Origin of the sequence: Oribacterium sp. C9 (genome assembly GCF_002007235.1) — a bacterium.
Taxonomy (GTDB): domain Bacteria; phylum Bacillota; class Clostridia; order Lachnospirales; family Lachnospiraceae; genus Oribacterium.
Genome location: NZ_MUHW01000012.1, coordinates 20,046 through 34,347 on the forward strand (window position 1 = coordinate 20,046; position 14,302 = coordinate 34,347).

Annotated in this window: 12 protein-coding genes; 10 read left to right on the top strand and 2 right to left on the bottom strand. The window is 41.7% G+C overall.

Annotated features, from left to right (window positions below):
- Positions 1–24 precede the first annotated feature (24 nt).
- Positions 25–1,119: an HD-GYP domain-containing protein gene (locus BXO88_RS08665; RefSeq protein ID WP_078037348.1), complete on the bottom strand. Its 1,095-nt coding sequence runs from the start codon at positions 1,117–1,119 to the stop codon at positions 25–27.
- A gap of 261 nt (positions 1,120–1,380) precedes the next feature.
- On the opposite strand from BXO88_RS08665, the gene BXO88_RS08670 reads away from it, so the two are divergent.
- Positions 1,381–2,040 carry a methyl-accepting chemotaxis protein gene (locus BXO88_RS08670; RefSeq protein WP_078037349.1) on the top strand — a complete coding sequence of 220 codons (660 nt, stop codon included), beginning with the start codon at positions 1,381–1,383 and terminating at the stop codon, positions 2,038–2,040.
- Between the two features lie 7 nt (positions 2,041–2,047).
- Positions 2,048–3,106 (top strand): hypothetical protein, encoded by a 1,059-nt coding sequence (locus BXO88_RS08675; protein WP_078037350.1) that lies wholly within the window; start codon positions 2,048–2,050, stop codon positions 3,104–3,106.
- Between the two features lie 179 nt (positions 3,107–3,285).
- Here BXO88_RS08675 and BXO88_RS08680 read toward each other — a convergent pair whose 3' ends face one another.
- Positions 3,286–5,838, bottom strand: a complete 2,553-nt coding sequence (locus BXO88_RS08680; protein ID WP_078037351.1) for a methyl-accepting chemotaxis protein — start codon at positions 5,836–5,838, stop codon at positions 3,286–3,288.
- Between the two features lie 378 nt (positions 5,839–6,216).
- Here BXO88_RS08680 and flgB point away from each other — a divergent pair, with 378 nt between their 5' ends.
- The 8 genes from flgB (at position 6,217) to BXO88_RS08720 (ending at position 14,247) form a co-directional block, all read left to right on the top strand.
- Positions 6,217–6,606 carry a flagellar basal body rod protein FlgB gene (gene flgB, locus BXO88_RS08685; RefSeq protein ID WP_078037352.1) on the top strand — a complete coding sequence of 130 codons (390 nt, stop codon included), beginning with the start codon at positions 6,217–6,219 and terminating at the stop codon, positions 6,604–6,606.
- 169 nt (positions 6,607–6,775) lie between these two features.
- Positions 6,776–8,935 carry a chemotaxis protein CheA gene (locus BXO88_RS08690; protein WP_078037353.1) on the top strand — a complete coding sequence of 720 codons (2,160 nt, stop codon included), beginning with the start codon at positions 6,776–6,778 and terminating at the stop codon, positions 8,933–8,935.
- A 14-nt stretch (positions 8,936–8,949) separates the two neighbouring features.
- Complete coding sequence (locus tag BXO88_RS08695) at positions 8,950–9,432, top strand: chemotaxis protein CheW (RefSeq protein ID WP_078037354.1); 483 nt, start codon at positions 8,950–8,952, stop codon at positions 9,430–9,432.
- A gap of 65 nt (positions 9,433–9,497) precedes the next feature.
- Positions 9,498–10,310, top strand: a complete 813-nt coding sequence (locus BXO88_RS08700) for a CheR family methyltransferase (protein WP_078037355.1) — start codon at positions 9,498–9,500, stop codon at positions 10,308–10,310.
- A 106-nt stretch (positions 10,311–10,416) separates the two neighbouring features.
- Complete coding sequence (locus tag BXO88_RS08705; protein ID WP_078037356.1) at positions 10,417–11,502, top strand: protein-glutamate methylesterase/protein-glutamine glutaminase; 1,086 nt, start codon at positions 10,417–10,419, stop codon at positions 11,500–11,502.
- A gap of 206 nt (positions 11,503–11,708) precedes the next feature.
- Complete coding sequence (locus BXO88_RS08710) at positions 11,709–12,893, top strand: C39 family peptidase (RefSeq protein ID WP_078037357.1); 1,185 nt, start codon at positions 11,709–11,711, stop codon at positions 12,891–12,893.
- A gap of 71 nt (positions 12,894–12,964) precedes the next feature.
- On the top strand, positions 12,965–13,579 hold the full coding sequence (locus BXO88_RS08715) for a hypothetical protein (RefSeq protein WP_078037358.1): 615 nt from the start codon (positions 12,965–12,967) through the stop codon (positions 13,577–13,579).
- On the top strand, positions 13,576–14,247 hold the full coding sequence (locus tag BXO88_RS08720) for a glycosyltransferase family protein (RefSeq protein WP_078037359.1): 672 nt from the start codon (positions 13,576–13,578) through the stop codon (positions 14,245–14,247). The genes BXO88_RS08715 and BXO88_RS08720 overlap by 4 nt, the downstream gene beginning before the upstream one ends.
- The last annotated feature ends 55 nt before the right edge of the window (positions 14,248–14,302 follow it).

Genomic DNA, 14,302 nt, shown 5'->3' on the forward strand with positions numbered 1-14,302 from the left:
TCCTTCTTTATGCAAAAAATCATATCAGACTATAACTATACCGGCACATTGCTTTGCGCTCAGATCATAAATATTGCCGGTTTCGATTCCCACAACAACCGGACGAAGCGATAATCCCTCATTTGCTCTTACTACTCTTGCTGTCTCACCATTACTCAACTCTACAATTGAATCAACCGGATAAAGGATCAGAACTCTCATAAAACTCTGAAGTGCATTCTTGTCCAGCTCTTCGCTCATTGCCAGAAGCATCTCAACAGCTTCCCTTGGTGATTTACCCTTTTTGTATGGTCTTTCTGTTACCAGTGCATCAAAAATATCCGCAACAGTAAGTATCTTTGCATAAGGATGTATCTGCGAACCTATGAGTCCATGAGGATATCCGCTTCCATTCATCTTTTCATGATGCTGCAGTATACCTGCCTTTACATCAAATGGGATCTCCGTATCGGTAGCTACTATTTTATAACTCAAATAGCTGTGCTGCTTCATTACCTCAAACTCTTCAGGCGTAAGCCTCGCAGGCTTATTCAGGATCTCTCCAGGAATCTTCGTCTTTCCTATATCATGAAGAAGACCGGCCATTCCTATTTCGAATACCTCACGATCATTTCTTTTCTGTTCTCTTGCTATCATCATACTTATGGAAGCTACATCAACACTATGCTTAAATGTATACTCATCACTGCATTTAAGTGTATTGATATTGATGGCAACTGCTCCGTTGTCAATTATGGCTTTCATAAGCTCTTCTGTTATCCAGTACGCCGTCTTTGCGACTTCAGAAGAATCAGGATTTTTATTTATGTATTCTATTCCCTTTGAGATCCTCTGTTTTACAGAATCCTCCAGAATAACTGTAATAGGGTCATTTCTGCGAAATTCTCTGATTACATATTCCGCAGCCTTTGACATAGTATATGTTTTTTCAGTTTTATTTTCGAAGGTAGGATTAACGAGAATTGTTCGGATGCCATATCCCGCAAGCTCATCGATAGCATATTGTGTAATCGCGGATCCACCCTCAACCAGATGACGTCCGTATCTGTCCTCTATTGACTTACCGACTACCATTCCTTCTTTTACATTCTCTAAAGGAAGTTCAATAAATTTACCCATAGATGCTTTCCGCTACTCTAACTAATCTATATTTTAACATGTATATCACTAGAAACTACTTTTATAATGGTTTTTTTAATTTTGTCAATACCTTTTATAAAATTAAATTTATAGCATTTAAATATAAAAATTCTCTAACCTTTGTTAATGCCTTATGAATTTACCCCAATAAGCCGAGTATTTATATAGTAATTATTGAACAATATAGTAGCTCTCGTGTCTGAATTAAGTATATTTTCTTTATATAAGGAGACATAAATTATGAAAATCAACGAATTCTGTAACATGTCGGAACTCGAATCCATCATCAAGAGTTGGTCTGATCTTACCGGCTTGACTGTTCAAATAAAAGATATCGAGGATGAATCCGGTTCTTCAGATTATTCAGCCGATGTCGCTTCACCTGCAGAGACCTATGAAGACGATTATGGTGAAGAAGCAACTGAAGAAGCACAAGGCAGGACTATCGATGTCGATATAAAATTGAACGACTCTGTGATCGGAAAGGCTGTAGTTACGGAATCATCTGATAATACCGATATCAATACAACTGCTGCCACTAAGCTGCTTGGAGAACTGATCGACAGCTTTGTACTCTCCCAGTATTACAGCTATGCCAACGGTAATGTTCTATCGAATCTTGCTGAAGGTCTCAGTCAGACTGTAGGACTTGTCAAAGAGGTCATTACCAGCACAAACAACTTGAAAGATATCCAGAAACGTCAGAAGATCGTAGCTATCAACGCCAGCATAGAAGCTGCCCGAGTTGGACAGGCCGGTCGTGGTTTCGCTGTTGTTGCCGAAGAAGTAAAAAAACTTTCCGACGCAAGTTCAGATGCCACAGGTAAAATTGAACGTGTTGTAAATAAGATTCAGAATATCGTAGCTACTCTTTCTCTTAATAAAAGCAATGAAGCTTAATTGAATTATGAAAAAGAAACTTCTTATGTCGCTGGTCCTTATTGGAACAGCGACTACTATGCTATCATATCCGATACAGAGCTTTGCCGCTCCAGATGCTCAGGAAGAATCCGAAACAGCCGAAGGAGAAAGCTCCCAGGAGGGAGAAGAGACCGTAGAAGGCGAAGGATCGGAATCGGAAGAATCTACAATCGAAGAAACAACTGAACCGCCTCCCGACAACTCCTACTATGTTATAGTCACCGGAGAAGAAGGAGCTAAGCTCTACCAGCAGCCGGCTTCAGACAGTTCCTTAAGTATCAACATTCCCATTCCCAAGAACACCATACTTCATGTTCTGGAGAACTCAACGGATGAGTCCGGTGTGAGCTGGGGATTTGTTAATTATGCAGACCTGAAAGATGGTTACGTAAAGCTGTCTGAGCTTTCCATGATCCAGGCAAAAACAGCCAAAGAAGTTGTGGAAGAAAAGTTCAACGGCAACTGGGGACAGGATTTCGTTACAGTAAACGGTTCTGGAACTCCTGTCTCATTCAATGCTCCCAGCGATGATGAACTTAAGGCCGCAGAGGAAAGCAATGCTGCCGAAGCGAAGAAAGGCAAAAAGCCCGCAGAAGCTGAATCTGAGGAGTCTACTGAAGTAGAAACCAATGAGGATGGTTCACCGGTTATCGAAGTCTATATGGAAACCAACGAAAACGGCGAAACTATTCCTGTAGAAACCGATGAAAACGGCAACATCATCGAAAAAGAATCCGAGACAGAAGCTGAGGAAGAAAAGAAATCCGGTGGCTTCTCCATCATATCTTTCCTGATAGGATTTTTCTCAGTCATCCTTCTGGAAGTTATCGTAGCAGGTGCTATGCTACTTATCAGAAAGCTGAAGGCGAAGAAGAAATCAAAAGGAGAGGAAACCATGCCGGATGGCAGCGAACCACCCAAGAAAAAAGGCTTTAAGCTTCCTATTCCGAAGATCAAGCTTCCTAAGATATCTCCACCAAAGATCAAACTTCCTAAGATCGGTGGAAAGAAAAAGAAAAAAGACGAAGACACAGAAAAAGAATAATTATAAAGACTTCCGAGTAGCTAAATGCTCGGAAGTCTTTTACTTTTGCAGTTTAATGGCACAAAAGGACAACCGCCACGTTTTAGGGGAACGTTACGGCGGTTGCCTTCACATTGGGGATGTTTATATAAAGTAGGGTCACTACCTCATACCACTTCTACAATGACATATTGAATTGTTTAGTACTTATCTGAACCGTTTGGTGACGAATATTTCTTTAGTGATGCAGGATCCACATTGGTAAGATCCATTCCATCCATATCCGATGGAACAAAACTGTCACCACCGGTAATAGGAGCATCATTCTTAGGCTTTGAAGCCTTTGCAGGTGCAGTTTTTGCTGCACTTGCTTTAGGTGCCGGCTTTGAAGAACTTACAGCTGAATCCGATTTTGAATTGTCTCTCGAGGATGTTGTTACTTTCTTTGGCACTGGAACATTGGCCTTCTTATATGCCGAATCAGGAATATAGTCTACATTTGTATTCTCATCCGTCATCACAGGTGGCACATAATCCGCCTTTTTCTTCTTTGCACTATAGTTTGAAGCTACACCCTTTAACTGGAACTTATTAACGAGATCATTAAGGATATTAGCCTGTCCGGATAGCTCTTCCGCTGCTGCCGCAGACTGCTGTGCAGTTGCAGAGTTTGTCTGTACAACAGAGGAGATCTGGTCGATACCTTCAGTTACCTGAGCAACACCCTTTGCCTGTTCACCGGATGCAACCGAAATTTCATCAACAAGATTTGTGATCTTTATTGATTTCTCAGTTACAGAATTAAGAGCCTCTGCTGTTTCTTCTGAGATACGTCCGCCTCGCTGAACCGCTTCAATAGTCTCTTCGATAAGGAGCGCTGTATTCTGCGCAGCTTCCTGTGACTTCTTGGCAAGATTTCCTACTTCGTCTGCAACTACCGCGAATCCCTTACCTGCAGAGCCTGCACGCGCCGCCTCGATGGCTGCGTTAAGTGAAAGAATATTGGTCTGGAATGCGATATCATCGATAGTCTTGATGATCTTAGAGATCTCATTGGATCTTTCAACGATATCCTCCATGGCAGCTGACATCTCTGCCATCTTAGCATTGGAGGTCTGTACAGCCTGCCCTGCTCCTGCTCCAAGATCCGAGGCTTCCTTAGCCTTGGATGCAGTAACCTTTATCTTGTCGGAGATCTCATTCATGGTTGCAGAAAGCTCCTCAACTGATGAAGCCTGTTCTGTTGAACCCTGAGCAAGTGCCTGAGCGCCGTCAGATACCTGCTCTGCACCACTGGATACCTGTTCTGAAGACTGACGAATATCAAGCATGGTCTGGTTCAGCTGTTTGGTGATGGACTGCATTGATTCAAGAAGCGGTGCATAAGCTCCCACATAATTGCCATTGTCACTGAGATCAACAGTGAAATTACCTCTGCTGATCTCTCCCAGTTTGTCATGAAGATCTTCAATGATATTCCGTATTCTGGTAACTACGCTTCCCAATCCATGGATAGCATTACCGATTTCATCCTGGCTGTGATAGTTGAGATCAACCTCGAAGTCACCTCTTGCCACGCTGTCAGCAACAGCACTGATCTTCTTAAGAGGAGCAAGATTCTTTTTGATAAGTCCATAGGTCAGAACAAACAGGATCACAACTATGATAACTGTCGCTGCAATGATGGAATTTCTGATGGTATTTGATGCTGCATTATACTCTTTTACAGGAACCGCAGTCTGTACCCACCAGGTCTTCTTTCCCATCTTCAAAGGCTCATAGAAACGCTGTACCTTTCCTGAACTTGACGCAGTCGTAACATTAAACCTTCCGCCTTTATCTATCTCTGCCTTGATAGTTGCATATGCTTCTTCAGATACAGTATCCTTGAATTTCTTTCCTATAACATTTGTATGTGATGAATAAAGGATGGTTCCATTTTCATTGATAACGTTACTGTACATGGACGGAAATTCTTCATTATCCACATCGATGATTTTGAAAACATCTGAGTAAACGTCAATAAGGATAACACCCACAACTTCATCCGCTGCATTCTTAATAGGATAGAAAGCTGTAAACATATTTACGCCGTCAGAATCGGTATAAGTATCAGTAAATCCATTGGAACCTTCACTCTTTGCCCTGGTATAATACTCCGACTCCGAATATCTGTCATAAGTAAAGTTTTCAACTGTATGTGTCTCAACATCAGGCTTACTTATATAAGGAGCATATACCGGCTCACCGTCAAATGCTCCCGGATCCATAAAGAATCCAACGCCGTAAATATCATCATTGGATGATACCGCCTGATACATCTGACTAAGAAGTACACTTTCTGCCTCAAAGCGGCTTGGTCTTACAGTATTGCCTGTTATACGGCTCTTAAGACCCAAAGCAGTACCACTGACAGATGAAACTCCGGTAAATGAATCCGTCTGCCATACAGATGTGAAAGCATCATCTGCACCATCCTGTGCTTCATTCAGGATATTTATGGCTCCCTTAAGGCCATGATATATTTCATTTGTTCTGGTAAGAATTCCATCTATCTTCGCAACGTTTGAATCTGAATACGCGTAAAACTCATCTTCCGCAAAAGCATTCAGCTTTTTGCCTGACAGAATGGATACGAATGTCGTAAGAACGACAAGACACGTCAATATAGCAGCACCTACGATCAGTGACAATCTCTGACTGAGCTGCATATCCTTCTTTACTGCATTTACACGATTATTTTTCTGTTTCATCTTTACTACGCCTCACTTATTGATATTTCGCGCACCTGTTACATAAACTTCATATCGGCGTTTAGATAAACCATTATAAGAACAAAAAATCTTTTTTAGTTTTTTTGAAGTTTTAAGTTTCCACCATATATCTCAGTTTTATTAAAGAAGAAACTCTGCTATCGTATAAATAAAATAAAAATCATATAGCAGTGGCACTTTCGAATAAAAATTTCATCTCAATCACTTATAAATAAACATTCCACTGTCGACAAATAACTATGACAAGTTGATGAATACCATCATCAGCATAACATGTAACGAACCGGTAACCGAAAAGTATCATATTCAGAAGGATCTGAATCCATCAGAGCGACGGAACGTCGATAAGGAGTCGTTATGCTTAATCTATATGGAAATGGTGTCAATCTGACAGAGCGCACCCTGGACTATCTTTGGGGTAGACAGAACGTCACCATAAACAACATTGCCAATGTCGATACCCCGGGGTTCAAATCAAAGTACGTTACTTTTGAGAACTTCCTGGCAAAGAACATTCGAGCGGCCCAGCTTAAGTCCGCCACAGGCAAAAGTGTTGAACGAGCCATACAAAGCTCATTTGCAACAGTTCACACAACGACAAACGAATCCACCCGTCTTGACGGAAACAATGTTGATATGGACCAGGAACAGATCGAACTGGTAAAAACTACCTATGAATATCAGATGATGGTTCAGTCCATAACCCATGATTTTTCCCGTTTAAGCGAATCGGTAAAAACCTTCTAAGGTTTTATATCTGTTGCATTTGGTTTTTGTTCATGATATCCTGTTGCAGCTGATTTTTAGAATTACATGGAGTAATCACGTTTTTCCTTAGATTGCTCTTATTTTCAAATTTTTATTGACGAAATAGCTTGTAGTGTTGAAATTGTAAATTAAAGGTGGTACAGAACATATGAATGCAGAAATGGAAGGAATGCTTGATACCTATCTATTCGAGACAAATGGTCTTTTGGATCGTCTGGATGAAATCCTGATGGAAGCCGAAAAAGTAGGTGAGTTCTCAACAGACAACGTAAATGAAATTTTCCGTATCATGCATACGATCAAGGGCTCTAGTGCGATGATGGAACTGACTCCTATCTCCGTAATCGCGCATCGTATCGAAGATCTTTTCTTCTTCATCAGAGATAAGGGTATCGAATTCCTTAATCAGGATCAGAAGAAAGGTCTGTTTGATCTTATGTTCAAATCTGAGGATTATCTCAGAGGAGAAGTCGGAAAAGTCGAAGCCGGCGAGGAAATTGATCCTAACATCAGTGAATTCCAGGCTGCAATCGATGCTTTCCTTAAGAAACTGAAGCAGGAAGGTGAAGATTCCGGCGATGCAGCTCCTGCAGCAGATGGCGGTTCATCCGGCGGTGCAGCTCCTGCAGCTGCTTCCAATCTTCCTGATGATCCAAGTGCACAGGTATTTATTCATGCATTTCTTGAAGATGGCATAGGCATGGAAAATCTTCGTGCCTTTATGATAGTAAATGCGCTGAAGGAAAACGGAATAGATTTCCGTTTCTATCCGGCTGACATGGATCAGAATCCCGATAGTGCCAAGGTGATCATCGATGATGGTTTCTATCTTGCCTTTGATTCTCTGGATACTGCCAACATGGCGGAAGAAGGACTTAAGCAGCAGGCATACATAAAGAACTATGATGTTTTGGATTCTCCAAAAGCTGAGGACAAATCCGAAGCCGAGGCTCCTGCTGCACCTGCTCCGGCTCCGGCTGCACCTGCTCCGGCTCCGGTTCCTGCCGCAGCAGCTCCGGCACCAGTTCCGAAGGCTCCTGCTCCGGCTCCGGCTGCACCTGCTCCGGCAGGCGACAAGAAACCTGCAGCCAAGAGCAACGGTCCTGTTAAATCCAGTCTTATCAGTGTCAATCTGCAGAAACTTGATGCCCTGAACGACCTTGTAGGTGAGATCGTTATCACCGAGTCTATGGTCACATCATCTCCTGTACTTAATCAGCTTCCTCAGGAAGAGATGGACAGCTTCATGAAATCAGCAAGACAGCTTCGTAAGCTTACGGATGATCTTCAGGACATATCCATGTCCCTTCGAATGGTTTCTATCTCCGGTGTATTCCAGAAGATGAGCCGTATCGTCAGAGATATGAAGACCAAGCTTAATAAAGATGTACGCCTGACAGTTATCGGTGAAGATACGGAAGTAGACAAGACTATCGTTGACGCCATTCAGGATCCTATCATGCACATCGTGCGTAATTCCATGGATCACGGTATCGAGGAAACAGCTCAGGAACGTATCAATGCAGGCAAGGATCCTCAGGGTGAGCTGATACTTTCAGCTACACATACGTCTAGTGAGGTCGTCATCGAAGTAAAGGATGATGGCTACGGTATGGATCCCGATAAGCTTCTTGACAAGGGTGAGGAAAGAGGCATCCTTACGAAGCCGAAGGATCAGTACTCCAAGAAGGAGGCTCTCGGTCTCATCATGCTGCCCGGTTTCTCCACAAACAAACAGGTAACTGAGTATTCAGGTCGAGGCGTTGGTATGGACGTAGTTAAGAAGAACCTTGAATCCGTTGGAGGCACTCTCAGCATTGACTCAGAGCTTGGTAAGGGAACAACCATGACCATGAAGATCCCTCTTACCCTTTCCATCGTGGATGGTATGAAGGTAGCAGTAGGCGATACGACCTTCACTATTCCTATCGCCAATATCCGTTCATCCTTCAAGATCGATAACGTTGAGATCATTCGTGATGAAAACGGAAATGAGATGATAGATCGTGACGGAGAGTTCTATCCGATAGTCAAGCTCAACGAATTCTATTGCATCCATGGTAAACATGATGATGATATGCGTGATGGTATCATGGTATGGGTTGAATACGGTGACAAGAGCTGTTGCCTGTATGCAGACGAGCTCATCGGTGAGCAGCAGGTTGTTGTTAAGCCGCTTCCTCAGTTCGTTTCAATCTTTGATCTGAAGTCTAGAGGAATCAGTGGATGTACGATCCTCGGAGACGGAACTATCAGTATCATTCTTGATGTACTTGGCGTTTACAATGCAGCCATTGAAAATGCCTGAGAGGAGGAGTAGACATGGCAGATGAACTTAATACACAGGTAGCTCAGACAGAGGAAAACATCAGTGATGATCCAAAGAATCTTCAGCGTTGTCTCACCTTCGAGTCCGGTGATCTGATTATGTACATGAGCACAGATTATGTTACTGAAATCATCACAGACCAGTATATAACAACTCTCCCGCTGGTTCCCGACTATGTAAAGGGAATCATCAATCTGAGAGGTTCAGTACTGGCAGTTGTTGACATCAGACTGCTGATGGGACTTGATGCTACAGAATATACCAGCAAGACATGTATCATCATTTTAAATATTGACAATGTTCCTATCGGAATCGTCGTTGACAAAGTACGTCAGGTAGTGGATATAGATCTCGATACTGTAAAACCTATACCTATGAAACGTCAAAAGAAGCTTCTGAACGGAATGCTTAATATGGACGATGGCACCGTTGCAATGTCATTTGATTGTGATGCGCTTATCAACGCAAGTATCTAAACCAATTCAAACAGACAGCTATCCGGTCTCGCCGGGTAGCTGTTGCCATATAAAGGGGAACAACCGTGGTTACATTAACAGATGATGATTTTAACCGTTTATACAAATATATCCAAAAAAATTACGGTATCGATCTCAGTAAGAAAAAACAGCTGATCGTCAGCCGTCTTTCCAATTCACTTACCGCAGAGGGATATGAAAGCTTCCATGACTATGTTGAGCTCATTCTAAGCGGTAAAGATCAGGAATCTACTGTTTCCATGCTTAACAAGCTCACCACAAACTATACTTATTTCCTGAGAGAAAAGGAACATTATGATTTTCTGTGGAACACTATCCTTCCGGAGATCAAGAAGAAGCATGCTGTAGACAAGGCCGTATATATTTGGAGCGCAGGCTGCTCTTCCGGAGAGGAACCCTACACCATCATGATGTATCTCCTTGAATTCTTTGGAGCAGAAGCCGGCAAATGGGATCTCCGTATCCTTGCCAGTGATATCTCCCAGAACATCCTAAACTCAGCCATGAATCCTACTTACGGTGAAGAAAGTTTGTCAAAGCTTCCTCCGAATTGGCAGAAAAAGTATTTTGTAAAAACTCAGGACGGAAATTACACCATAGCTCCTGCTATCAAAAACAACGTAGTGTTCAGAACTTTCAATCTCATGAACCCTATCAAGTGGAAGCACACCTTCGACCTCATCTTCTGTCGAAATGTTATGATCTATTTTGATCAGCCTACAAAGGATGCATTGGTAAAACGTTTCTATGATGTGACCGATCCTAACGGTTACCTTTTTATCGGACATTCTGAAGGTCTCAATAAAGCTACCTGTCCGTATAAATATTTATTACCGGCGATATACCAAAAGGTATGACACAGATCTTTCAAACATGATATAATTATAAAAGCAATTATTTTTTGCAGGCTTTTTGTAAACCTCGCAGATTTGACATCATTTTAGTGTAAAGGGGTTGCCGCATATGGGTGCAAACAAAAAGATTCGAGTATTTGTAGTCGATGATTCTATGCTTTATCGTAATTTTTTGATAAATAACATTAAGGCAGATGAACGCTTCGAAGTAGTAGGGCATGCTGTAGATGCTTTTGATGCCATGAAACAGATTCCCGACATTAAACCGGATGTTGTTACTCTGGATATAGAGATGCCAGGTATGTCCGGTATTGATTTTTTGAAAGAGCTTCTGCCCAAACATCCTATTCCAGTCATACTCGTTTCCACTCTCAATCTGAGAGTTTTTGATGCACTCGCTTCCGGTGCTGTAGACTATGTAAAAAAACCGGATTTCAGTGATCAGGATGCGGCTGTATCATTTGTGGAAAGATTAAGAAATAAGATTTATGTTGCTTCATTTTCAAAAGTTCGTATACCTCAGTCTGACGTAGCGGATACGAGTAAGCCTATGACAGTGTCTCAGGGTATTGTACTAAAAGAAACAGCTCCTTCCAATCTGAAAGTACCTGTAAATTCCAGTCAGAAGATAATCGCCATTGGAGCTTCAACAGGAGGCACAGAAGCGATTCTCAGCGTTGTGCGCAATTTCCCTGCAGATATGCCAGGAGTAGTTATCACTCAGCATATGCCGGCAGGTTTTACAGCCATGTATGCCGAGAGACTCAACCGTATATGTAAGATGGAGGTACGTGAGGCAAAGAATGGAGACCATGTAAAGCAGGGTCTCATGCTTCTTGCCCCCGGCGGTTATCAGATGCGTGTTCAGAAGATGGGCAGCGGATATACTGTAAGCGTCACTCAGGAGGACAGAGTTAACGGTCACGCTCCTTCTGTCGATGTCCTTTTCAATTCAGTAGCTCAGAATGTTAAGGAAAATGCCATTGGCGTCATCCTTACAGGAATGGGAAATGACGGTGCAGCCGGACTCTTGCGTATGCGTAAGAACGGAGCCTTCACCATAGGTCAGGATAAGGAATCCTGCGTCGTTTACGGTATGCCTATGGAGGCATATAAGATCGGAGCTGTTTGCCAGCAGGCTTCTCTCATGAACATACCGCCTATTATCTACAAGAAGCTCGGCATAATTAAATAAGAGATTTTTCGAGAGGATGGATCCCAATAAGATTCATCCTCTTTTTTAAATTCATAATATATTTTTATAGCTCCTTAATATTATATTTTCCTCTGTTTTTTTCGATAAATTATTAATATGACAAATGTGGATGAATCGTTATAGCATGATGTGCGAAGCGATTCTATAGATTACTTTATGTTTCTATCTTTATGGGGATGTAAAATATGGATTATCATACATCAGCGTCAAGAAAAAAAGCCTGGGATGGAATCAATTATGATCGCAGAGATGCCTATGTTCCCGACAGTTATACTGCCGGAGGCTATGCTACGTCCAAAACCTTCAAGGAGCAGCTCAGCTCATGGCGCAGAACACGTATGGAAATTTCCGATTCCATTTCTGATGATCTCGCCGATATAAGATCATATTTTGCTGAACAGAAGGCAGAAAACCGTTATATGCGTGAACATCTTACAAAGGAAGAGGTTCTGATCGGTTTTCTCATAAGAGTAGGTATATTTATCGCCGCCATCATTCTGTCTATCAGTATCGCTTATCTCATTCGCCCCTTCACTCCTCAGGATGTCTATGATACGGGTCAGAATGCCGCCACTACTGCTTATACCACTCTCCATATGCCAGTTGATGCCTACACCGAATACAGGGCGCGAAAAGCCGCTGTGGAAGCAGCAAAGATAGCCCTCATAGTACAGAGACATTCCGATACGAAAGCTAATACCCTTTTGGATTGGCATGATACAACCTCAGAGGCTCCGGATCTTTCAAAGCTTTACTCAGAAAAGCCGGTAGATATCATCTCAGGTGTACCTTTGCCTGATATTCTTCATTATGTTTATAATGACTACAACCAGATCATAAGCACTGCCATGGGTTCCATGCTCTATTTCAGTCAGGGTGACTCTCACTGGAAAGAATACAGGATCGCCGGTGCAGACCGTATGGGTGGCTATGGTTGTGGCCCTGTTACAGTTGCCATGCTTGCCAACAGCTTTTCCAACAGTGATACTCCCGTAACTCCTATTGATGTAGCTGACTGGGCTGTAGAGAACAAGGAATATGCGGTTCACGGAGGAAGCTATCACAGCCTCATTCCAAACGCTCTTAAACATTACGGACTTATCTGTACATCTGTAGAAGAGCGTACACCCGAAAAAGTGCATGAACTCCTTTCCACCGGTCATGTTCTGGTGGCTCTCATGGGTAAGGGCTCACTCACTGATGTTGGACACTTTGTTATCATTACTGAAAATGCTCCTGACGGAGGCGTTATGATCGCAGATCCTGCAAAGCTTTCCAACAGTGAGAAATCCTGGCCGGCAGAACTTCTGGTAAAGGAACTTAAGGCAGCCTATGATGCAGGCGGTCCTTTGTGGGCTGTAAGTTATTGATGTTTTATAACAGATACCCTGTTTTATATTAACCATATTTTTTATTGGCTCATGTTTTAGAGGTCAAATATATGCCAGATAAAAGTGAAATACTGGAGCTTTATGAAGCTATGGAACAGAGCAAAGAATCCTATACTATTTTCTTAAATGAATATTTTTCACATATCGATTCACTTATAGCTTCTCATGATCTCCCGGCGTTGAATTCATATTTTAACGAACTTTCAGGATTAGATACTAAAGAAAAAAAAGCTTTGATCTATTCATCTTCAGCTTTTCGGATACGATCTATAAAAGAAGCATTGATTAAAGAGTATGATGTCAAATTGACTATGTTCTGGGATGATGTTTCAGACAGTAACGAACTGCTTGATAAATATAATAAGACTATCTTTATGATACGACGGCTTAATTCAGCTCTTCCTGATGAATATAAACAGGAAGCTCATCTCTATCTTCAGACAGTCTCTCCATACATTGTGAACGCTGCTTTTTCTGATCCTACAGTAAGACTCGGAAAACCTGATTATATATATATTACTCTGGCTATGGATTTCATCCAGAACGAGCGGTATGATCCGGCTCTCATCCTTTTACAATTTGTAAACAATAAAAACAGTGAACTCCTTAATCTTATAGACAAGCTCAAAAGCCTGAAAAAAAAGAATTTAAAGGAAACAAAATGAATGATCATTTAATCTGCTTTATTATATGTACCAACAATGAACTTTTCCTTCAGGAATGTACCATCTACATAAACAATCTTTATGTACCCGAAGGTTTTGCCATTGATATCATCACTATTAAAGAGGCCAGGTCCATGACAGCAGGATACAATGCTGCTATGAAAGCATCTGATGCAAAATATAAAATTTATATGCATCAGGATGTATTTATACTAAATAGATATTTCCTCGTGAATCTCATAAATATTTTTCATTTCAATGAAAACATCGGTATGATAGGCATGGTAGGTGCCCCAAAGCTTGATAAAGAAGCAATTATGTGGAACGTTTATCGTGTAGGTAAAGTAATCTCTGATTCTACTATTCACACAACTTATGAATCAGAACTATGGAATGCCGAAATTCCCGTTTATTCTGTCCATGCCATAGACGGACTTTTGATGGCCACATCAGTTGACATACCATGGCGGGAAGATGTATTTGACGGATGGGACTTCTATGACATGTCACAAAGTATGGAATTCATAAGAAGAGGTTATCTACTGGTTGTTCCGGAACAGAATCTCCCCTGGTGTCTTCATGATGATGGAAAAGTTTTATCACTTTTCAATTTTAATCACTATCGTAAAAAATTTATCAACGAATACAAAGACGAGTATCTCCGGTGAAATTTTGATTTCATTGGAGATGCCCGTCTTTATTATAAATGATATGTCTACTGCC